This window comes from Actinoplanes missouriensis 431, from assembly GCF_000284295.1.
GTDB classification, from domain to species: domain Bacteria; phylum Actinomycetota; class Actinomycetes; order Mycobacteriales; family Micromonosporaceae; genus Actinoplanes; species Actinoplanes missouriensis.
In genome coordinates, this window is sequence record NC_017093.1 from 6241633 (window position 1) to 6261609 (window position 19977).

A 19977-nucleotide genomic window follows, 5' to 3' on the forward strand; every position below is an offset into this window, starting at 1 on the left:
ATTCCGGTCGCGCCGGGGCGGCAGAATTTCCATTGATCTCAATAAACGCGAGTCGTGCCAGCTCAGGACAGATCCGTGCCAACGGCGGGCGCCGCTGAACACCTACTTAACGTAACGGGCGGAGGCACTCTTCGCACAGAGCCCTAGCCGATCGACTGACTGAGGTTTACCGGATCTACGATGCGGTGGCCGGAAATCACCCGCACATCGATCAATTACACCGAAGAAATCAAGGGCAAAACCGGACAAATTCCGACTTGTACGGCGGGAAAGTGATCAGTATTCGCCATTGCGATCACCTGAAAGTGATAATGGCGGGGCACCGCAACCGGACCGTTATTCGATCAATTAGGGGCAGCCGCCGACCGAAAAGGATTATCTGTGCGCCGGACCACCCGGGAGCGGTCCCCCGAACAGGCGACAGAAGGTCTTCCAGGCGGCGACCAGACGCCCGGCGTCACGCGACACGGGGCGTGACGGGAGGCATGGCGTGACGGGACGGCGGGCGTGACGGGACGGCGGGCGTGACGGGACGGCGGGCGTGATGGGACGCCGGGGGCGGCGGCGGGATGCGCCGGCGGGAGGGACGTCAGTCGCCCGGCGTGCCGGGGGACTTGGGTAGCGCGTACCCGATGGGTGGGCGCGCCCGGGAAGACGAGCGCGCCCACCGCCGGGTCTACCGGGTTTCGGACTGATCCCTGGCGATGCGCACCAGTTCGATCAGGCCGCCGGCGTATTCCTGAGCTTCCGAATGCGCCTCGTCGAACGGCGGCTGGAAGCCGACGCCCTCCCACTGCTGGGTGGCCTCGTTCCAGCGGTCGTTGCCGACCTCGAAGTTCCAGGCGGTGATGCCGAGGTCGTAGTAGAGGTGGTCGGCGGAGTTGCCGGCCGCGGAGTAGAGCACGTCGGCGACCGGGCCGGTGTAGGCCGGCCAGGTGACCGTGCCGCGCTCGGTGGCGATGGCACCGACGATGCGCCGGGCGCTGTCCAGGAAGAACTTGGACTCGTCGATCGACGGGCGAGGCAGGGTGATCCGGCCGGGGACCTTGTAGGCGCCGGGCGACCACATGAAGTAGCCGCCGTAACTGTGCACGTTCATCGAGAACTTGATGTTGCTGTGCTTCGATGCGAGCGCGACGACGTTGCGGCTCTCCGCCTCGGACAGTTCGGACGTTCCGGCATATGTCCCGGAGAGGCAGTTGGCGCTGGCTCCGACATAACCGTCGAAGTACGAGCCGACCGCGTAGTTGCGGTTCACGTCGACGCCCCACGAGTTGCGGTAGCGGGGGTCACGCTGGGCGCCCGTACAGTGGTTGACCAGGTTCTTGCGCTGGAAATTGAAGTCGTTGAAGGAGTAGTTGGCGCCGTCCGGGTTGACCGTCGGGATGATGAAGACGTCGGTCGAGTCGACCAGGCTCCGGGTCGCCGGGTCGGTCGCGTAGTTCGCCAGCAGCCGCTCCGCGAACTCGAGCGTGACCAGCGGCGTCGCCCACTCCCGCGCGTGCTCCTGGGAGTAGGCGAGCACACCCGGCTTCGAGCCGTCGCGGACCTTGCCGATGCGCAGCGCCTGCACGGTCTGCGGCTTGTGCGACACCTCGGTCCCGGCCAGCCCGTCGTCGAGCCGCGCCGGACCGGCCACCGGCATGATCAGACCGGCCGAGCCCTCCTCGACGAACGCCGAGAACCGCTGCGGGTACTTCGCCGCGATGAACGCGGCCACCTGATCCGTCGTGCTGATCACTTCGCCGGCCGCCCCGGTGGCGAGCCTGATCGTCAGGACGCGATCCCGGTATTCGGCACGCAACGGGCTGTTGCGGCGGCCGGGATCGACGGTGCGTACCTGGACGCCGTTGTAGCCCTGATCGCCGAACTTCACCGACTCCACGACGATCGCGGCGGTCGCCGGGTCGCCGAGGTAGGTGACGGCGGTCCGCCGGTACCCCTGCGTCTTGTTCGGCAGGTTGATCACGTCGACGAGCTTCGGGTACTGCCGGGACAGCCGCTTGATCCGCGCGGTGATGTCGGTCGGCGTCATGTAGGCGTCGATGAAGTCCTTCTGGTACCCGGCCGGGTTCGCCGGCGGGGTGGCGCCGGGCCACGCCGACGGGGTGACGGCCCGGGACTGCCCGCCGAGGCTGGAGGTGGCGGTCACCTTCACCGGCTTCGCGGGCAGCGGCTGCGGCAGCGCGTAGTGGTACTGGTACTCGTCGGCGTCCTCGAAACGGACCAGCGGGTACGACCCCGTCTGGCCGTCCGCGGTCGTCCACGTCACGGTGATCTCCACGTCCGGGTCGTCGCTCGCGGTCGTGGCCACCTGGGTCTGCAGGAACGTGCGACCGTTGCTCGTCCACCAGTAGGCCTGGAGGAACGACAGGGTGTCGGCGGCCGCGATCCGGGCGGTCGAGCGGTTCGCCCGGGTGGCGCCCTCCTTCTGGATCAACTGCACCGGCGTGGCGGTCTTCCGCAGCTCGGCGAGCTCCCGGTCGTCCACGACGAGGTCGGCGAGAACGGCGCCGGGAGTGGTACGGGGACGTGCGGCGATGTCGGCGCCGCTTCTCAGGAGGCGCTCGAAGGCCGCCTCGTCGGTCAGCTGGAATCGGATGAGCGCCCGCTCACCGGAGTTCAGGGTGATCGTTGGTTCCTCCGCGGCCTGCGCGGTCGCGGGTTGGACCGTCAGCAGCGTCGCGGTCAAGAGTGCGGCGGTCAGTGTGGCCGGCCAGCGCATCGAACCTCCTGCGTCGTCGAAGGATGTCGACCTCCACCGCAATCTAAAGATTCGAATCTGTCAATCGGCTGGTTATCGGGCTGACATCGCGACGGCCGGGGCGGTAGGCTGCCCGGCGATGAATACCTCCGGGTACGGAACGGGGGTCTCGTTCGCCGAAGGTGAGTGCTGATGCGCTCCGCGAACGACACCCGACTGGAAATCTGGCGGCACGTGCGGTCGTACGCCGTGCCGCGTTCGATGATCGAATCCGCCACCGTCCGGCGCCTCGCCGGAGACTGGGCCGGCGCGTGCGCCGCGGCCCGGTTCGACGTGGACCTCGACGTGCGGGCCGTGGCCCGCGCACACGGCTCCCCGACGGCTGCCGCCCTGCGCGCGGATCTCCGGGCGCTCGCGCCTGACCTGCTCCGATGGCATCTGCCCCGGGGCGGCGACGGTTTGCTGCGGCCCGGGCTGACCGTGGCGCTCGCCCGGTACGGCGGGCTGCACCTGGTGGCGCGCACTCCCCCGGCCTGGGCGGATGCGGGACAGCGGGTGAGTCTGGCGCTGTGGGAGCGGGGTGAGCCGAGGCCGCGGGGGCATCCCCATCCGCGACCGGACCGGCGTTTCCGGCTCGACCTGCATCGGTGCCTGTGGGACGCCGGGCGAGTTCCTGAACTGTATGAACGCGCCGACCCGGCAGGCTGGGCGGGTGCGGACGGGTTCGCGGTGCATCGGTGGGCCGCCGAGGCGGCGATCCTGCTCACCGCCGACGGATTGCCGGACGGCCCGGTGGCAGTGCGGCGACGCCCTTTCACCGCCGTCGTGGCGAAAGGCGCCCACGGGGCAGCCACGACGTGCCCCGATCGCGTCGGTGGGCGCCACGCCGGAGTGAATCTGCCGGTGCTGCCGGCCGTGGCTGTCCGGGTGCTGCCGGACGTGATGCTGCTCCGCGCCGGACTCGTCGACGCCGAGCAGTTGCACCCGCTCGTCGCCGAAGCGCTCGTGCCCGGCGCCTCGCCACCCCCTGCGCGGCAGCAGCGGGATGAGGTCGCCGATCTCCGGATCGTGGAGTGCGACGAGGCCCGGCATCGGATCGGCCCGGTCGACGGCGTGCTCGCACCCCTGGACCACGACCCGGCCGAACTGCGGCGCGAGCAGCTCCTGGTCGCGCTCGGCGGCACCCCACTGCCCTGCCTGCGAGCCGTCGACGCGGCGATCCGGCACCCGGAGGACCTCGTCGACGTCCGGGCCCGGCTGGACCACGGTGACTACGCGGGCGCGCTGGACACCGTGGAGTCGCTGCTCGGAACCGGTGGCGTGCTGCGCGACGGCGCTTTGCGGGACGAGCTGCGGGCGGCCGCCGACCAGCGGGTCCGCTACGGGCTCTTCCGCGCCGGCATCGCGGGGCACTGCCCGCCACGTCACCCGCGGCAAGCCCGGGAACGCCGCGCCGTCCGGACCCACCCCCGCCACGCCGGCGGACGCTGACCAGCAACTCCCCTGCCGCTCGCCGCGCTCTCCGACCGGAGGCAGCGGCGGCGACCGGCCACACTCGACTTCTCGAAGGTGATGCACATTGACTACTGTCCTGAACGCCGCCGGAACGCTCGACGTCGCCGCCGACCTGCTCGCCCTGCTCGGCGATACGGCCACCGAGCACCGGCCCGACACCCAGCTCGAAGCGCTCACGCTCGCGGTCAGCGCCGACCTGCCGGTGCTGCTCTGGGGTGAGCCCGGCATCGGCAAGACCGCGGCGCTGAACCACCTCGCCGACTCCCTCGGACGTGATCGTGGCACTGACCGACGGCCAGACCCCCCTGGCCCGAGCGCCGGCCACCGTGCCGCACGGTGGTCGGCCTCTTCCCCCGGCCGTCCCGGTTCAACGAGCAGCTGGACTACGTGCCGGACCGACCCCCGGACTGGGCCCACGTCGTCCACATCGGCTGACCACCACCACCACCCAGCACCCACGTCCCACGTCGCCCGCCTTCGTCGCCCGCCTTCATCGCCCGCCTTCATCGCCCAACCGGCATCGCCGGCCCCGTCGCCCGGCACGCGCCTGATCCGGGTGCGCGCCGTCGGTCGCGTCACGCGGTCCTGAGCGACCCCTCGCGATCCCGAGCGCGTGCCGCGGCCCCGACGAGGGCGTCTCGCGATCCCGAGCGCGGTCCCGACGAGGGCGTGTCCGGTCCCAAGCGCGTGTCGCGGCCCCGGCGAGGGCGTGTTCCGGTCCCGAGGGCGTGTCGCGGTCCCCAAGGCTGGCAGATCTTGGAAACGCCGATGCCGGCCGGCGCTCAGTGCGGACAAAACGGGCAGCTGGCAGCACCGGTAACCAGCCGAGCGAGACGAGCTGGCCCTCAGTGCTTTCAGCAGCAGCCCGGGCTTCGGGGCCAGGGCCGGCGCGACCGGCGCCCGGCAAGGCTCAACCCGCGCGACCGACGCCCGGCGACCGGCGCCCGGCAACCGGCGACCGGCAACCGGCGACCGGCGACCGGCAACCGGCAACCGGCAACCGGCAAGGCTCAAGCATGCTGCCATCCACCTACGACGAGAAATCCCCTGACGACAGGAACCGGATGAGCGCCGCCACCTCGGGCAACCGGGCGGTGTCCGCGGCTGTCAGGGCCGGATCGGCGGAGCGGACGGCCAGCGCCGCGTCGAGTCCGGCACGCACGTCGTCGCCGGCGACCCGCCCGAACGCGGCGACGAAACCGCGGGCCGGCTCGGCCATCGGATGCTCGGGGTCCGCCGCGACCTGGGCGACGATGACCGCGGTGAGCGCGACGTCGACCTCCGGTGGCCCGTCCGCCACGTTGTTCCAGTCGATCACCACGGGCCCCCGGGAGGTCATCAGCACGTTGTCCGGGTGCAGGTCGCGGTGCAGGATCCGGTCGCCGGCGCGCCCGCCGGGCCGGGGTGGCACCTCGTGCAGGCGGCGGTGCAGGCCGGCCAGGCAGGCCGCGCCCTCCGCCGTGCTCATCTCTCCGGCCAGGAGCGCGCCCAGCAGCGTGCGGCCGTCCAGCCGTTCCAGGATCAGGTCGGCGCCGCCGGCCCCGTACACCCGGGGTGTGGGGAAATCGAAGCGCGACAGGTACGCCATGATCTCCGCCTCACCGGTGGCGTCCGTCCCGTCGCGGTAGCGACGCAGGACGCGCCGCTCGTCGAGGGCGTAGACGTCGGCCTGGCGTCCGGTTCCGATCAGTTCCAAGGTCGCCCCCGCAGACGGGTGAGGACCCGGGAACGAGCCCGGGTCCTCATCGTGAAGAAGCCGGCGTGGTCAGTGCAGGATGACCGGTGTCGCGGCGCCCTGCTCGTCGGTCAGCTTGGACGTCTCCTTCTTGCGGGGCAGGAAGAACGCCGGGATCAGGGTGAGCAGCGTCAGGACGAAGCCGACCGTGAACGTGGTGGCGAACGAGTCCGCGGCGAACTGCAGGCCCCGCTCCAGCAGCGACGGGTCGGGGAACTGCTGGGCGACAGCGGGGTCCTGCTGTGCGGCGATCGCCATGCCCGCCTCGGTCACCGGCTCGCCGCTGACCGGGTTGGTGACGCCGGGGATGACCGGCGACTCGTTGAGCTGGTTGGTCAGGATCACCGAGAAGATCGCCGAGCCGATCGAGCCGGCGATCTGCTGCAGGATGTTCAGCAGGGTGGAGCCGCGGGCCACCTCGTGGTTGGTGAGCGTGCGCAGCGCCGACGTCATGATCGGCATCATCGTGCCGCCCATGCCGAGGCCCATCACGAACAGCGAACCGCAGAGCAGAAGGTACGACGAGTCCGTCCCGACCTGGGTGAACGCGAAGAAACCGGCCCCGATCAGAAGAAGGGCGAACGGCACGGTACGCCCGATCGGCACCTTGTCCGCCAGGATGCCCGCGATCGGCATCGTGACCATCGCGCCGAGGCCCTGCGGCGCCATCAGCAGGCCGGCGTCGAGCGTCGACTCGCCGCGGATCTGCAGGAAGTAGCTCGGGAAGAGCAGCCCGGCGCCCATGAACGCCACGGTGAACACGGCCAGCGTGATCGAGGCGACGGTCAGGTTGCGGTTACGCAGCAGGCGCAGGTCGAGCAGCGGGTGCCGCGGCTTGAACGAGTAGAGGACGAAACCGATCACCAGCAGACCACCGACGAGCATCGGCAGCCACACCTTGGTGGCGGTGATCGTGCCCTCCTCGGGCAGCGAGGACACGCCGTACAGGAAGAGCGCGAGACCGGGCGAGAGCATCAGCATGCCGATGAAGTCGAACGACTCGGACGGCTCGGCGTTGTCCTTCGGCAGCACGACCAGCGCGTAGACCAGCGCGACGGCGCCGATCGGCAGGTTGATCAGGAAGATCCAGTGCCAGCTGGCGACGTCGATCAGCCAGCCGCCGAGGATCGGGCCGCCGATCGGGCCGAGCAGCATCGGGATGCCGAGCACGGCCATCAGCCGGCCGATCCGTTCCGGACCGGCGGCCCGGGTCATGATCGTCATGCCGAGCGGCATCAGCATGCCGCCGCCGAGGCCCTGCAGCACGCGGAAGGCGACGAGCTGGCCGATGCTGTCGGCGGTGGCGCAGAGGCCGGAGCCGAGCGTGAAGAGCAGCAGCGCCGCCATGTAGAGGCGCTTGGTGCCGAATCGGTCGGCCGCCCAGCCGGAGAGCGGGATCACCGTGGCCAGGGCCAGGGTGTAACCGGTCATGGTCCAGGCGACCTCGGCGTAGGACGCGCCGAACTCGGTCTGGAACGTCGGCAACGCGACGCTGACGACGGTGACGTCGAGGATCGACATGATGGCGCCGAGAACCACCACGCCGGCAATCTTGAGGACGGCGCCGTCGAGCTTGGCTGGCGCTGCCACGGGTTGATTACTCACGAAAACTCCTGGGAACAGGGAATTTGCGGCTTGCGATGCGGGCCCGGCGCGCACCCTGGATCGTCCGCCCCGCAGCCTAGCGACGGATATCCAGCTCCACCTCACCTTTTAACTGTCGGAAGAAGGCCCGGCGCGGCGGCGGCGCACGGCTGTCGATGCGAGCACACCCAGGCCGTTCGCGGCCCAGTGCAGCGCGAACGGCGCCAGCACACCGCCGGAGAGGTCGCGGAGCAGGCCGAACACGACACCCGCGAACGTGGTGAACGCCACTGTCCCCAGCTGGGCGCGGGTATCCGGATCGGGTGATACGTGCCAGAGGCCGAAGAGGACCGCGGTTATCGCGGTGGCCCAGACCCGGCCGTGCTGGGCGTCGATCAGCGTCCAGAGCACCCCGCGGAAGGCGATCTCCTCGAAGGTGACGGTGGCGAGCGGGATCTCCACCAGCGCGGTGCGCCAGGGAGTCGGGAACTCCCGTGCGGCGAGCGCCCTCCGGGCCGCCGGGATCAGCAGGGCCACGGCGTATCCCGCGGCGATCACGAGGACGCTGCTCACCGCGTACCCGATGCCGGTGTTGAAGGCCGGCGGCAGGCCGGTGAGAAGGACCAGGCCCACCGTGGCGAGCGGACCGGTGATCGGCTGGGCCCATGCGGGGCCGATCCAGGTCCAGACGCGGACGGCGACCATCACCGTTAAAACGATCGACACCTCCGCCACCGGCCTCGTAGCCTCTCCCCATCACCGCGACCAGGGAGAGGAGACCGCCGTGCGTTACCGCACCGCCGTCGTCGTCCCGGTGTCGCTCTTCGAGCTGATCCTCGTGTCTGGTGTGCCCGGCTTCGGCTGCGCCACCGAGGCCGGACGTGCCTGACCGCTGTTGGTGAGCGGTCCGGCGGGCGCTGCCCACCATCGGATCAGCTTCGAAAGACAAGAACAATGCGTGTACGCAATCTCGGCATCCTGGCCCACGTCGACGCCGGCAAGACCACCCTCACCGAGCGGATCCTGTTCGCGACGGGCGTCACCCACAAGACCGGCGAGGTCCACCACGGCACCACCGTGACCGACTTTGATCCTCAGGAGCGGGACCGTGGCATCACCATCTTCGCGGCCGCGGTCAGCTGCGACTGGAACGACCACCGGCTCAACCTGATCGACACGCCCGGCCACGTCGACTTCTCCGACGAGGTCGAGCGCTCGCTGCGGGTGCTGGACGGCGCGGTCGCGGTCTTCGACGGTGTCGCGGGCGTGGAGCCGCAGAGTGAGGCGGTCTGGCGCAAGGCGGACCGGTACGCCGTGCCCCGGCTCGCGTTCGTGAACAAACTGGACCGTCCCGGCGCGGACCTGGACGCGGCGGTGGCCTCGATCCGGGAGCGGCTCGGCGTGGTGCCGCTCGTGGTGCAGGTGCCGATCGGCCGAGAGGGTGGCCTTACCGGTGTGATCGACCTGGTCAACAACCCGCCCGCGGAGACTGCGGCGGCGCGACAGATCTTGGAAGAAGCGGTGGCCGAGCTGCACGAAGGGGCTTTAAGCGAAATTTCCGGAATGTCCGACGCGACCCTGCGCGCAGCGATTCAAGATCTCACGCGCACCCGCCAAGCCGTCCCCGTCCTCTGCGGCTCCGCCTACCGCGACATCGGTGTGGAAGCCCTTCTCGACGCCATCGTGGACTACCTTCCCGCACCGGCCGGCGACCACGCCGCACCCCTCGCCGCGCTCGCCTTCAAACGCGCCGGCCGCCTCACCTACCTGCGCGTCTACGACGGCACGATCACGAAGGGAGACGTCGTGTGGGACGCCGGCGCGCACCGTACCGAACGGATCGCCCGGATCCTGCGCGTCCAGGCCGACCGGCACACCGACGTGGACCGGGCGGTGGCCGGCGACATCGTCGCGGTCGCCGGGGTGAAGGCCGCGAAGGCCGGCACCACGCTCTGCGACCGGGCCCATCCGGTGCTGCTGGAGGCGCCACGGGTCGCCGAGCCGCTGGTCTCGGTGGCGGTCGAGGCGCGTACCCGCCAGGACGCGCAGCGACTGCCGTCCGCCCTGGCCGCGCTGACCGAGGAGGATCCGTCCCTGAGCGTGCGTACCGACGCCGAGACCGGTCAGCTGCTGCTGTCCGGGCTGGGTGAGCTGCACCTGGAGGTGGCCGTGGAGAAGCTGCGTCAGGCGACGGGTCTGCTGGTGACGACCGGCCGCCCGCAGGTCGCCTATCGGGAACGGGTCGCCGCCGGGGTCGCCGGTGTCACGTACCGGCACGTCAAGCAGGACGGCGGCGCCGGTCAGTTCGCGGTCGTCACGCTCGACGTGACGCCGGCCGAGGGCACCGGCTTCACGTTCGCGTCCACGGTGACCGGTGGCCGGGTGCCCGCCGAATACGTGCGGGCCGTCGAGGCCGGTTGCCGGGAGGCGCTGGCCGGTGGTCCGCTCGGCGGGCACCCGGTGGTCGGGCTGTCGGTCACGCTCACCGACGGTCAGACCCACCCGAAGGACTCGTCGGAGATGGCGTTCCGGGCGGCGGGCCGGTTCGGCCTGCGGGCAGCGCTGCGCGCCGCCACGCTGGAGGTGCTCGAGCCGGTCGCGGAGGTCACGGTGAGCGCGCCGCCCGAGACCCTGGGCGCGGTGCTCGGCGACCTTGCGGCGCGTCGGGGCCAGGTCACCGATTCCGGGGTACGGGGTGTGACAGCGCTCGTGCCGCTCGCCGAACTGTTCGGCTACGCGAGCCGGCTCCGCAGCCGCACCCACGGCCGCGGAACGTTCACCAGCCGACCGGCCGGTTACCGCCCGGCGGCGTGACTGATCGGCCCGGCGCTCAGCCAGGGCGCCGGGCCTCGATCAGCGTGCGGGTGGAGTGGGCGGCGAACTCCCCCCGCGCGCCGATCAGGGAGTGCATCCGCTCCAGCTCCGCGCGGTAACGGTCCACGCTGAAGTCCGGGATCCACCAGACGCAGCGGCGCAGCAGCCACACCACCGCCCCGACGTCGGAGAACGCCATTCTCAGTCGTACCGTGCGGAGGTCCGTCACCTCCAGACCCGCCGCCCGCGCCGCTGCGGCCTCCCGCTCCGGATCGCGCGCCAGGCGCTGCCGCGGCAGCGGCCCGGTGAAGAACTCGATCAGCTCGAACGCGGACGCCGGCCCGACGTGCTGCGCCAGGTAGCTCCCGCCCGGCGCGAGCACCCGGGCGATCTCCGACCATGCCGGATCGACCGGGTGCCGGCTCGTGACCAGGTCGAACTCGCCGTCCGCGAACGGCAGCGGCGCGCCCTGCGGCACCTCGACGACCGTGACCCCGCGCGGCCCGAGCAGCTCACGGGCCCGCGCCGCGTTCGGCGGCCAGCCCTCGGTCACCACCTGGCGCCGGGCCAGACGGGGCATCCCGGCGAGCACCTCGCCGCCGCCGGTGTCCAGGTCGAGCGCGGATCCGGCGGCGGGCAGGCGGGCGGCCAGCAGTCCCGCGTACCCCCAGGGTGGCCGCTCCTCGGTCGCGCGCCCCTCCAGCCAGCGGAAATCCCAGCCGGACACGTCGGCCGCGGCGGCCTCGTCGATCAGCTCCCGGAAGGCGCGCACGGCAGATCCTTCTGATAGAGGCGGCTGCGGTGGGTGTGAACGTAGCCGAGCGACGCGTTGACCCGGCGCATCGCGGCGTTGCTGTCGGCGGTGTCGGCGAGCAGCCCGGTCAGCCGGGGGAACCGTTCGCGGACGGCTCTGATCTGCGCGGCCTTCATCCATCGGGCCAGCCCCCGGCCGCGGTGCTCGGGCAGCACACCCGTCCCGTAGTGCTGTCCCTCCGCGCTCTCCCCCACGACGACCTCGGTGAACCCGGCGATCTCGCCGTCCGGCCCGATCGCCGCGGTGGTGCGGAGCGTCTCGCCGCGTCGGGCCACCGCCTCGGCGACCGCGTGCAGCCGGGCGACGTCCCACGGCTGCGGGACATAGCCGGCGTCGTCCATCGGCATGTCGTCCATCGCCCGCCGGGACCGCGCGAACGTCTCCGCGAGTTCCGGCGGCACCACGCCCTCCCAGTGGGCCAGCCGATAGCCGGGCGTCTCGGTCACGTCCGGCAGCGTCCCGGCGAGGTCGAGGCGGGTGTAGCTCAGCGACAGCACCCGCCGCAGCCCGTGCCGCAGGTAGAACGCCTCCGCGTCCGAGCCCTCCGGCACCGCCTCGGTCAGCACCCCGGGCAGCCCGCGTTCCTCCGCGGCGGCCACGGCGGCGTCCAGCAGCCTCGTGCCGACACCGGCCCGCCGTTCGGCCGGATGCACCCGGATCTCCAGATCCGCGACGCCACCGGTGGGCACACGCAGGAACGCGGTGCCGAGCGGGCGGCCGTCCGGACCGGACGCGAGCCAGGCCAGGCGGTTCGCCGCCGGGTCATGCAGGAGAATCAGGCGTACGCTCACGGCGGTCATTCTGCGGCAATCCGGTGCCGTCCTCTCCTCAATATCGACGGCATGCCCGTCTCGATGTCGCCGGCATGGCAGTATTCCCGGATGCGACCCTCCGTGATGACCGTCCATCGCATGGTGACGGCCCTCGAACCGGGCGACAACCTGGAGGCCGAGCACCGGGCGCACACGCTGGGCTGGCTCCGGGGCACCGGCGACGTCTTCCGCCGGGTCAAGCCGGCCGAGCCCGCGCAGCACCTGGTCTCCTACGTCGTGCCGGTCGACCCGGCCGACGGCTGCGTCCTCCTCGTCGACCATGTGAACGCCGGGTTGTGGCTGCCGCCCGGCGGGCACGTCGAGGTGGACGAGGACCCGCGCGAGACGGCAGCGCGGGAGGTGCGTGAGGAGCTCGGTGTGACCGCCACGCCGGAGCCGGATCCGCTGTTCCTGACGGTCACCCGCACCGTGGGCGTCGATGCCGGGCACACGGACGTGAGTCTCTGGTTCGTACTCCCGCTGGGTCGTGCGCACCGCCTGACCCCCGACGAGGGTGAGTTCCGCGCGGTGCGCTGGTGGTCGCCGGACGAGCTCCGCTCGGCCGACCCGGGACGATTCGACCCGCACCTGGGAAGGTTTCTGGACAAGCTTCAGCGGAGCACGCGATAGGTCAGGTGGGTGACGCCACGGCCCTCGATCACCTCGGGGCCGGTGAGCCGGATCGGGGCCACGGTGAGGCTGCCGAAGAACCGGGTGCCCTCCCCGAGCAGCACCGGGACCAGCGAGACGGTGAGCTCGTCGAGCAGGCCGGCGTCCAGGTACTGCCGGGTGATCGTGGGTGTGGAGACCGCCACCGTCTTGTCGCCGGCCTCGGCCTGCGCGGCGTCGAGCGCGGCCATCGCGTCCGGGTAGAAGGTGACCGGCACGTCGTCGCGCGGCCAGCCGGTCGGCAGCGAGTGACTCACCACGAAGATCGAGCAGCCGGCCGGGTGCCGCCCGTTCCAGCCGTTCGTCAGGTCGAAGAGCCGGCGGCCGCAGATCAGCGCGCCCACGCCGGCCAGGGCGGCGCGCAGGAACACGGCGCTGGCCTCGGTCACATGGAACGTCCACCGGGGATCGGCACTGGTGATCTCCACGTCGCCGTTCTGATACCAGCCGATGAGCTCGGCGACCCCGTCATGCTCGTCAGCCACGAAGCCGTCGAGCGACATGGAGAGCGCGGAAACGACCTTGCCCATCGGCAGGCCTCCTTCGACGTCTGTCTCCGCAGAGTCGCCCGCGGCCCCCGCACCTGGCAAGACTCCGCCGAGTGACAACCACATTCATTCGCGCGGCTGCCACCGCCCGTCGTCGCGTAGGATGAGCGCACCGCGTTGTACGGGAGAACCCGACATGACTCGAACGCTGACCGCAGCGGTTCACCAAGAAGAAGACTGGTATGTCGCGCGCTGCCTGGAGCTCGATGTGGCGAGCCAGGGGCAGTCCCTCGAGGAAGCGCTGACGAACCTCCGCGAGGCAGTCGAGCTGTATCTCGAACAGACCTCGCAACCCGAGATCGAAGCCACGCCGTTCGTCACGTCGTTCCAAGTGGCCTCGGCTGCATGAGCCCGGCGCTCGCGGACCTTCCTCTGCGTAAGGTTGTCGACGCACTCAAGAAGGCCGGCTTCGCCCACGTTCGAACGAAAGGCAGCCACGCGGTTTTCCAGAACGCGGATGGCCGGATCGTCGTGGTTCCTCAGCATCCGACAGTCAAACGCGGAACGCTCGCGTCGATCCTCCGCCAGGCCGGCCTGACTCCCGCGGAATTTCTGCTGCTGCTGCGGTGACGGTGCCCTCGGCGCGATTCGAACGCGCACCGTCCAGGACCTCGGCCTGGTGCCTCTGCCTGTTGGGCCACGAGGGCGATACAACGCGTGTCCCCGGGGAGATTCGAACTCCCGGCCGCCGGATTCGTAGACCGGTGCTCTGTCCGCTGAGCTACGGAGACGAGGCCCACCCGGCCGGATCGGCCGGGTGGGCGGGCGCGGCGTGAGAGAGAGACACGCGGCACCCGACGGGGAAAGAACGGAAGAAGAGAAGCCGCCCGGATCCGGAATCGCCAGGGGCGGCGCGTCGATCGCCAGCGAAACGCTAGGCGCGCAATCGGGCAAGGAACACGGCTCGTCGGATCATGACTGTCGTGCTCCTTTCGAAGATCCGTTGTGCTGGTAGGACAAACGATAGGTGCGCCCGCGGGCGCCGGCAATTCATTTAAACGGCGGCCTGGTGGCGTCGGCGATGGCCTTGTGCGAGACGTGCGCGGTGAGGCCGCCGTCCACCACGATCTCGGCGCCGTTGACGTACCCGGACTCGTCCGACACCAGGTAGACGATGAGCGGCGCCACGTCGGCCGGGACGCCGACCCGGCCGAGCGGGATCTCCGGGAGCGCGGCGTCGAAGAACTCCTGCGGCGCGGTGTCCATCAGCGGGGTGTCGATCAGGCCGGGCATCACCGCGTTGACCCGGATGCCGCGGATGCCGAGTTCCAGCGACGCGCTGCGGGTCAGGCCGCGCAGCGCCCACTTGCTTGCCGTGTACGGCGCGGCCGCGTGCCCGGAGACGGCGGCCACCGAGCAGATGTTGACGATCGACGAGCCGGCCGGCATCAGCGGGACGAGGGTCTTCATGCTGTACATCGGCCCGGTCACGTTGATCGCCATGACCCGTTCCCAGGCCGCCGGGTCGATGTCCGGCAGCCGGTCGCGGCCGGTCACCCCGGCGTTGTTCACTATCGCGTCGACCCGGCCGAAGCGGCCGCGCAGCTCGGCGGCGAGCGCCACCCAGTCGTCGAGGCGGGACACGTCGAGCGGGCGGATCCCGGTCTCCGGCAGGACGTCGGTGGCGATCACGACGGCCCCCTCGGCGCGCAGCGCGTCCACCTCGGCGGCGCCCTGGCCGCGCGCCGCGCCGGTGACCACCACGATCTTGTCCGCGCACCGTCCACCCATAGCCACGATTCTGCCCACCGGCGGAGACGGGATCGCAGGGGATGGCGCATCCTGGGCTACCGCGTCAGCGCAAGACCTTCGTGACCAGGTCGCGGACCGCGTCGGGCGAGGGCCGGGCGCCGGTACGGTCGGCGAACAGCAGATGCCCGGTCCCGATCAGCATCGCCCCGAGCACCTCCGGATCCGCGTCCGCCCTGATCCGTCCCCGCGCCCGCTCGTCCTCGAGGTAACCGGCGATCATCTGGGCGCCCTCGGTCAGCACCGGCACCCCGGCCGGCCAGGTCGTCCGCAGCCGCGCGCGCAGCTCGTCCCGGAACGTCACCAGGGCCACGATCGCGACGGCCACCGACTCGAAGAGCGCGGTCAGCGCCGCCGCCACGTTCTCGACGACGGTCCCGGCGCCGGCCGCCTCGGCGAGCCGGGCGGCCTGCGCGTCCATCCGGTGCGCCCGGTCCAGCACGTAGTCGGCGAGGAACGCGTCGAAGTCGGCGAAGTGCCGGTGCAGCACACCCTTGGCGCAGCCCGCCTCGGTGGTGACCGCGCGGCTGGTCAGCGCCTCCGGGCCGGAGGTGAGCAGGATCCGGTCGGCAGCGTCGAAGAGCTGCTCCCGCACGTCTCGCAGAGCCACACCTGTCGGCATTCCGGCACACACTCTTCCCGCCAACGAGTGGGCAGGTGCCCACTCCGGCCCTATAGTGGGCGCATGCCCACTCCTGACGCTCACCGCCGGCTCGCGGAATCGTTCGGCCTCGACGCCGAGCGCTACGACCGGACCCGGCCACGCTATCCCGCCGCGATGGTGGAGCGGATCGTCGCCGCGCTGCCCGGCGCCGACGTGCTGGACGTCGGCGCCGGCACCGGCATCGCGGCCGAGCAGTTCCGCGCGGCGGGCTGCCGGGTCCTCGGCGTCGACCCCGACGACCGGATGGCGGCGCTCGCCCGGCGGCGCGGTGTCCCGGTCGAGGTGTCCGCGTTCGAGACCTGGGACCCGGCCGGCCGCAGCTTCGACGGGGTGATCGCCGGGCAGGCCTGGCACTGGGTCGATCCGGTCGCGGGCGCACGGCAGGCCGCGCGGGTGCTGCGGCCGGGCGGCGGGATCGCGCTGTTCTGGAACGCGTTCACGCCCGATCCGGAGCTGGTCGCGATGTTCGCCGAGGTGTACCGCCGGGTGGCGCCGAGCCTGCCGTTCACCCCATGGGCCACACCGGCCGGAGGCACAACCACGAAAGACATGGCGTTCCACGATCGGGCCGCCCAGGGCCTGACGGAATCCGGAGCCTTCGGCGAGCCCGAGCTCTGGACGCATGCCTGGGACCACACCTATCGCCGCGACGACTGGCTGGACCAGGTCCCCACGTCGGGCGGGTACCACCTGCTCCCGCCCGCCGAGCAGGACGCCCTCCTCGCCGGCCTGGCCGCGGTGATCGGCGAGACGGTCACGATCGGGTACACCACCGTGCTGACGACGGCGACCCGGACCGGTCAGGACGTGAGCAGCGAATCCTCCGGGCCGGCGCTCCCGGCCGGGTAGTCCAGGAGCGGCACCGCCCCGGCCCGCCACGCCGCGGTCACCGGCTCGACGATCCGCCAGCACTGCTCGGCCACGTCAGCCCGGATCGACAGCGTCGGGTCGTCCTCGAAGACGCCACGCAGCACTTCACCGTACGGCGGCAGCTCCCCCGCCCCGAACTCGGCCGACAGCGAGACCGGATCCAGCTCGAACGGGTCGCCCGGGCCGTTGATGTTGAAGTCGAGGGCGATCCGGTCCGGCCCGAACGTGATCCGCAGCCGGTCCGGCTCATCGCAGCCGGTCAGCCCGTCCGGCACGCGCGGCGGTCGCTTGAAGGTGATCACGGCTTCCTTGCGGCTGTTCCCGATCGCCTTGCCGGAGCGCAGCCGGAACGGCACGCCGGCCCAGCGCCACGTGTCGACCGTGAGCACGAGCTCGGCGAGGGTCTCGGTCTCGCGCGACGGATCCACGCCGGGCTCGTCGGCGTACCCGGGAAGGTGGCGTCCGGAAAGGTCGCCGGCGGTGTACCGCGCGCGGCGGCTGCAGGCCGCCGGGTCCTCGCCCCAGAGGCGGGTGGCGCGCAACGCGTCGGCCTTGCGGTCCCGGAACTCGCCGGTGTCCAGGCTGATCGGCGGTTCCATCGTGAGGATGCCGAGGATCTGCAGCAGGTGACTCTGGATCATGTCGGCGAGCGCGCCGGCACGGTCGTAGTAGCCGGCCCGGTTCTCCAGCCCCAGGTTCTCGTCGAAGACGATGTCGACCGACGCGACGTGGGTGCTGTTCAGCAGCGGCTCGAAGATCCGGTTGGCGAAGCGCACGCCGAGGATGTTGAGCACCGTCGACTTGCCGAGGAAATGGTCGACGCGGTGGATGCGGTCCTCCGGGACCAGGCGGGTGAGCAGCGCGTTCAGCTCGGCCGCCGACTCCGCGGAGGTGCCGAACGGCTTCTCCAGCACCAGCCGGGTGCCCTCCGGGAGGTCGACGTCGAGCAGGGCCGCGCAGGCGCGGGCGGTCACGGCGGGCGGCAGGGCGAAGAAGATCGCCGGCGGGCCTTCGGCGGCGCCCAGGACGGTACGCAGGTCGTCTGCCCGTGTCACGTCGGCGCGGATCCACCGGGACGGCGGTGTCTGCCCGGCCGAGTCCCGCACCCGCTGCTGCCATCGGGCGTCGTCCCAGTCCTCGTCGAGCGCGGCGCCGATCAGCGTGAGCCCCGGCACGTGTCCCGCCTTGATCAGGGCGCCGACACCGGGCAGCAGCAGACGCGCGGTGAGGTCGCCGCTCGCACCGAGAATGATGAGTGTCTGGTCCGTCATGGACTCCCGATACCCGCTGGACCGGGCCGGTACTCGACTTCGGGACGACCCGGTCCGCCGTATCGCGGGGCCCGGGTCACCCGGGCCGCGTCGGCGAGATGCTCCAGATAGCGGCGGGCGGTCACCCGGGACGTGCCGATGCGGGCGGCGACCTCGGCGGCGGAGAGGCCGGCCGGGGCGGCCGCCCGCAGAGCGCCCCGGATGAGGTCGAAGGTGCGCTGGTCGAGGCCCTTCGGCAGGGTGTCCGGGGAACTGCCGCGCAGGGTCGCGAAGACTCGGTCCACCTCGTGCTGCGCGGCGACCGCGCCGGCCTCGCGGAGCTGGCGGCGGTACCGGGCGTAACCGTCCAGTTTGTCGCGGAAGGCCGCGAAGGTGAACGGCTTGAGCAGGTAGTGGGTGACCCCGAGCGCGACGGCCTGCCGGATCATGTCGATGTCCCGGTTGGACGTGACGGCGAGGACGTCGGTGCCGCTCCCGGCGGCCCGCAGCGCACGGGCGATCTCCAGGCCGTGCTTGTCGGGCAGGTTGAGATCGAGCAGGACCAGGTCGATCGGCTCGCCGCGCAGGCGGGCCATCGCCTCGGCGGCCGTGTGCGCCACCCCCGCCACCCCAAAACCAACGACCTTCTCGGTGTACGCCCGATGCGCCTCGGCGATCCGCGGCTCATCGTCAACCACCAGCACCCGGATCACGACGGCACCGGCAACCGGACCGTCAGCACGGCGCCCCCCTCGGCCGGACTCTCGAGCGCATAGGTTCCCCCGTACCTCTCCGTGATCTGGCGGACCAGCGACAGGCCGACGCCGCGTCCCTCACCCGGCTTGGTCGACCAGCCGCGGCGGAAAGCCTCGGCGGCCTCGCCGGGGCGCAGCCCCGGTCCGTTGTCGCGCACCCGGACCAGCACCTCGCCGTCCTCCTGCCGGATCAGGACGCTGACCCGGCGCGGCAGGTCGCGTCCGGCGACCGCCTCGAGAGCGTTGTCGACCAGGTTGCCGACGACGGTCAGCAGGTCCCGGCTGGGCAGCACGTGGCCGGCCAGGAACGAGGCCGGGTCCACGGTCAGCTCGACGCCCCGCTCGCCGGCCTGGGCGCTCTTGCCGAGCAGCAGCGCCGCGAGCGCCGGCTCCTCGACCGCGCCGACCACCTGGTCGGTGAGCTGCTGCGCGAGGGCGAGCTCGGCGGTGGCCAGTGCGATCGCCTCGCCGGTCCGGCCCAGCTCCACCATGGTCAGCACGGTGTGCAGCCGGTTCGCGGCCTCGTGCGCCTGCGCGCGCAGGGCCTCGGTCAGACCGCGCACGGAGTCCAGCTCGCCGGTGAGCGCGCGCAGCTCGGTGTGGTCGCGCAGGGTCAGCACGCTGCCGAGGACACGGCCGTCGAACCGGGTCTCGCGGCGGCTCACGACGAGGATCCGGTCGCCGGCGAGCACCGGCTCGTCCTCGCCCATCACCGATTTGATCTCCGCGGGCAGGTCGCCGCCGAAGTCCAGCAGCCGGCGGGCCTCGTCGTTGATCAGCTCCACGTGACCGTTTCTGTCCACCACGATCAGGCCCTCGCGGACCGCGTGCAGGACCGCGTCGTAATACTCGTACATCCGCGTCATCTCGGCCGGGCCGAGGCCGTGGGTCTGTCGCCGCAACCGACGGCTGAGCAGCCAGGATCCGCCTGCGGCGAGCAGCAGCGCGCCGCCGGTGGCGGTCGCGACGGCGGGGAGCCGGGCGAGCAGGCTGCGGTTGATGGCGGCGGTCGTGATGCCGACCGAGACGAGGCCGATGACCGTTCGTGTTCCGGGTTCGAAGACCGCGACCACGGTACGGACGGAGTCGCCCAGACTTCCGTGGAACTCCTCCACGACGGTGCCGCCGCGCAGCGCCTCGTCGATGTTGCCGGCGAACGGCCGGCCGATCAGGCTCGCGGTGGGATGCGTGTAGCGGGTGCGGTCGGGCGCCATCACCACGATGAAGTCGGTCCTGGTCGCCCTGCGGGTGGCCTCGGCCCAGGGCTGGAGCGCGGCGGCCGGGTCGGCGCTGCGCAGACCGTCCACGACGGCCGGTGACAGCGCGATGGTGTCGGCCACGGCGGTGACCTCCTCGATCGCGGCGTTGCGGGCGTCGCGGTGGGCGAGCAGGACGGCACCGGTGGTGCCGGCCGCGACCAGCAGCGTCACGACGAGCACCTGAAGGGCGAAGAGCTGCCGCGCGATGCTCCAGCGTCGGACCACGCCGCCATCC

Annotated in this window: 18 protein-coding genes, 2 tRNA genes and 2 pseudogenes; 8 read left to right on the plus strand and 14 right to left on the minus strand. The window is 71.6% G+C overall.

Annotation, left to right across the window (positions count from 1 at the left end):
• Positions 1-676: 676 nt before the first annotated feature.
• Positions 677-2725, minus strand: a complete 2049-nt coding sequence (locus tag AMIS_RS28700; protein ID WP_014445939.1) for a M14 family zinc carboxypeptidase — start codon at positions 2723-2725, stop codon at positions 677-679.
• Positions 2726-2896: 171 nt separating this feature from the next.
• On the opposite strand from AMIS_RS28700, the gene AMIS_RS28705 reads away from it, so the two are divergent.
• The 3 genes and pseudogenes from AMIS_RS28705 to AMIS_RS45020 all read left to right on the plus strand — a co-directional run.
• Positions 2897-4195 (plus strand): hypothetical protein, encoded by a 1299-nt coding sequence (locus AMIS_RS28705; protein WP_014445940.1) that lies wholly within the window; start codon positions 2897-2899, stop codon positions 4193-4195.
• An 88-nt stretch (positions 4196-4283) separates the two neighbouring features.
• Positions 4284-4487: pseudogene (locus AMIS_RS44865) on the plus strand (hypothetical protein); the annotation flags it as partial.
• A pseudogene (locus tag AMIS_RS45020) lies at positions 4474-4654 on the plus strand (DUF2201 family putative metallopeptidase); the annotation flags it as partial. The pseudogenes AMIS_RS44865 and AMIS_RS45020, both read left to right, overlap by 14 nt.
• Positions 4655-5249: 595 nt before the next feature.
• On the opposite strand, the gene AMIS_RS28710 reads toward AMIS_RS45020, so the two are convergent.
• From AMIS_RS28710 to AMIS_RS28720, 3 genes are all read right to left on the minus strand, one after another.
• Positions 5250-5915 carry a phosphotransferase gene (locus tag AMIS_RS28710; protein WP_014445942.1) on the minus strand — a complete coding sequence of 222 codons (666 nt, stop codon included), beginning with the start codon at positions 5913-5915 and terminating at the stop codon, positions 5250-5252.
• Positions 5916-5984: 69 nt separating this feature from the next.
• Entirely contained in the window at positions 5985-7613 is a 1629-nt protein-coding gene (locus AMIS_RS28715) for a DHA2 family efflux MFS transporter permease subunit (RefSeq protein ID WP_014445943.1), read from the minus strand.
• A 54-nt stretch (positions 7614-7667) separates the two neighbouring features.
• Entirely contained in the window at positions 7668-8264 is a 597-nt protein-coding gene (locus tag AMIS_RS28720) for a CPBP family intramembrane glutamic endopeptidase (protein WP_157435117.1), read from the minus strand.
• A 228-nt stretch (positions 8265-8492) separates the two neighbouring features.
• Here AMIS_RS28720 and AMIS_RS28725 point away from each other — a divergent pair, with 228 nt between their 5' ends.
• Positions 8493-10352 carry an elongation factor G gene (locus AMIS_RS28725; protein ID WP_014445946.1) on the plus strand — a complete coding sequence of 620 codons (1860 nt, stop codon included), beginning with the start codon at positions 8493-8495 and terminating at the stop codon, positions 10350-10352.
• Between the two features lie 16 nt (positions 10353-10368).
• On the opposite strand, the gene AMIS_RS28730 is transcribed toward AMIS_RS28725, so the two are convergent.
• Positions 10369-11124: a class I SAM-dependent methyltransferase gene (locus AMIS_RS28730; protein WP_041830126.1), complete on the minus strand. Its 756-nt coding sequence runs from the start codon at positions 11122-11124 to the stop codon at positions 10369-10371.
• Positions 11103-11957: a GNAT family N-acetyltransferase gene (locus AMIS_RS28735; RefSeq protein ID WP_197537975.1), complete on the minus strand. Its 855-nt coding sequence runs from the start codon at positions 11955-11957 to the stop codon at positions 11103-11105. The genes AMIS_RS28730 and AMIS_RS28735 overlap by 22 nt, the downstream gene beginning before the upstream one ends.
• A 90-nt stretch (positions 11958-12047) precedes the next feature.
• Between AMIS_RS28735 and AMIS_RS28740 the strand changes: the two genes are divergently transcribed.
• Positions 12048-12608, plus strand: coding sequence for an NUDIX hydrolase (locus AMIS_RS28740; protein ID WP_041831384.1), 561 nt, complete (start codon positions 12048-12050; stop codon positions 12606-12608).
• Here the strand turns inward: AMIS_RS28740 and AMIS_RS28745 are convergent.
• Complete coding sequence (locus AMIS_RS28745) at positions 12590-13177, minus strand: dihydrofolate reductase family protein (RefSeq protein WP_014445950.1); 588 nt, start codon at positions 13175-13177, stop codon at positions 12590-12592. The two genes, AMIS_RS28740 and AMIS_RS28745, sit on opposite strands and share 19 nt — an antisense overlap.
• Positions 13178-13331: 154 nt before the next feature.
• Here AMIS_RS28745 and AMIS_RS28750 point away from each other — a divergent pair, with 154 nt between their 5' ends.
• Together AMIS_RS28750 and AMIS_RS28755 are read left to right on the plus strand one after the other, a co-directional pair.
• Positions 13332-13544, plus strand: coding sequence for a type II toxin-antitoxin system HicB family antitoxin (locus AMIS_RS28750; RefSeq protein WP_014445951.1), 213 nt, complete (start codon positions 13332-13334; stop codon positions 13542-13544).
• Positions 13541-13765, plus strand: a complete 225-nt coding sequence (locus AMIS_RS28755; RefSeq protein WP_014445952.1) for a type II toxin-antitoxin system HicA family toxin — start codon at positions 13541-13543, stop codon at positions 13763-13765. The genes AMIS_RS28750 and AMIS_RS28755 overlap by 4 nt, the downstream gene beginning before the upstream one ends.
• A 3-nt stretch (positions 13766-13768) precedes the next feature.
• Here AMIS_RS28755 and AMIS_RS28760 read toward each other — a convergent pair.
• The 4 genes from AMIS_RS28760 to AMIS_RS28775 form a co-directional block, all read right to left on the minus strand.
• Positions 13769-13842, minus strand: a tRNA-Leu gene (locus AMIS_RS28760).
• A gap of 11 nt (positions 13843-13853) precedes the next feature.
• Positions 13854-13926: transfer RNA gene (locus AMIS_RS28765), tRNA-Arg, on the minus strand.
• A gap of 259 nt (positions 13927-14185) precedes the next feature.
• Entirely contained in the window at positions 14186-14926 is a 741-nt protein-coding gene (locus tag AMIS_RS28770; RefSeq protein WP_014445953.1) for an SDR family NAD(P)-dependent oxidoreductase, read from the minus strand.
• A gap of 64 nt (positions 14927-14990) precedes the next feature.
• Positions 14991-15566, minus strand: coding sequence for a TetR/AcrR family transcriptional regulator (locus AMIS_RS28775; RefSeq protein ID WP_014445954.1), 576 nt, complete (start codon positions 15564-15566; stop codon positions 14991-14993).
• Positions 15567-15629: 63 nt separating this feature from the next.
• Here AMIS_RS28775 and AMIS_RS28780 point away from each other — a divergent pair, with 63 nt between their 5' ends.
• On the plus strand, positions 15630-16457 hold the full coding sequence (locus AMIS_RS28780; protein ID WP_014445955.1) for a class I SAM-dependent methyltransferase: 828 nt from the start codon (positions 15630-15632) through the stop codon (positions 16455-16457).
• Here the strand turns inward: AMIS_RS28780 and AMIS_RS28785 are convergent.
• From AMIS_RS28785 to AMIS_RS28795, 3 genes are read right to left on the minus strand one after another with little or no spacing between them, the layout of a single operon-like run.
• On the minus strand, positions 16409-17749 hold the full coding sequence (locus AMIS_RS28785) for a glucose-6-phosphate dehydrogenase (protein ID WP_014445956.1): 1341 nt from the start codon (positions 17747-17749) through the stop codon (positions 16409-16411). The two genes, AMIS_RS28780 and AMIS_RS28785, sit on opposite strands and share 49 nt — an antisense overlap.
• Positions 17746-18441 carry a response regulator gene (locus AMIS_RS28790; protein WP_014445957.1) on the minus strand — a complete coding sequence of 232 codons (696 nt, stop codon included), beginning with the start codon at positions 18439-18441 and terminating at the stop codon, positions 17746-17748. Before AMIS_RS28790 ends, AMIS_RS28785 begins: the two co-directional genes overlap by 4 nt.
• Complete coding sequence (locus AMIS_RS28795; protein WP_014445958.1) at positions 18438-19967, minus strand: sensor histidine kinase; 1530 nt, start codon at positions 19965-19967, stop codon at positions 18438-18440. The genes AMIS_RS28790 and AMIS_RS28795 overlap by 4 nt, the downstream gene beginning before the upstream one ends.
• Positions 19968-19977 lie beyond the last annotated feature (10 nt).

Excerpts from the sequence above, each read along its gene's own strand:
- AMIS_RS28775 (WP_014445954.1), bottom strand. The coding sequence starts at position 15,566 with ATGCCGACAGGTGTGGCTCTGCGAGACGTGCGGGAGCAGCTCTTCGAC.
- AMIS_RS28770 (WP_014445953.1), bottom strand. The coding sequence starts at position 14,926 with ATGGGTGGACGGTGCGCGGACAAGATCGTGGTGGTCACCGGCGCGGCG.
- AMIS_RS28740 (WP_041831384.1), top strand. The coding sequence starts at position 12,048 with ATGCGACCCTCCGTGATGACCGTCCATCGCATGGTGACGGCCCTCGAA.
- AMIS_RS28700 (WP_014445939.1), bottom strand. The coding sequence starts at position 2,725 with ATGCGCTGGCCGGCCACACTGACCGCCGCACTCTTGACCGCGACGCTG.
- AMIS_RS28785 (WP_014445956.1), bottom strand. The coding sequence starts at position 17,749 with ATGACGGACCAGACACTCATCATTCTCGGTGCGAGCGGCGACCTCACC.
- AMIS_RS28755 (WP_014445952.1), top strand. The coding sequence starts at position 13,541 with ATGAGCCCGGCGCTCGCGGACCTTCCTCTGCGTAAGGTTGTCGACGCA.
- AMIS_RS28750 (WP_014445951.1), top strand. The coding sequence starts at position 13,332 with ATGACTCGAACGCTGACCGCAGCGGTTCACCAAGAAGAAGACTGGTAT.
- AMIS_RS28725 (WP_014445946.1), top strand. The coding sequence starts at position 8,493 with ATGCGTGTACGCAATCTCGGCATCCTGGCCCACGTCGACGCCGGCAAG.
- AMIS_RS28705 (WP_014445940.1), top strand. The coding sequence starts at position 2,897 with ATGCGCTCCGCGAACGACACCCGACTGGAAATCTGGCGGCACGTGCGG.
- AMIS_RS28745 (WP_014445950.1), bottom strand. The coding sequence starts at position 13,177 with ATGGGCAAGGTCGTTTCCGCGCTCTCCATGTCGCTCGACGGCTTCGTG.
- AMIS_RS28780 (WP_014445955.1), top strand. The coding sequence starts at position 15,630 with ATGCCCACTCCTGACGCTCACCGCCGGCTCGCGGAATCGTTCGGCCTC.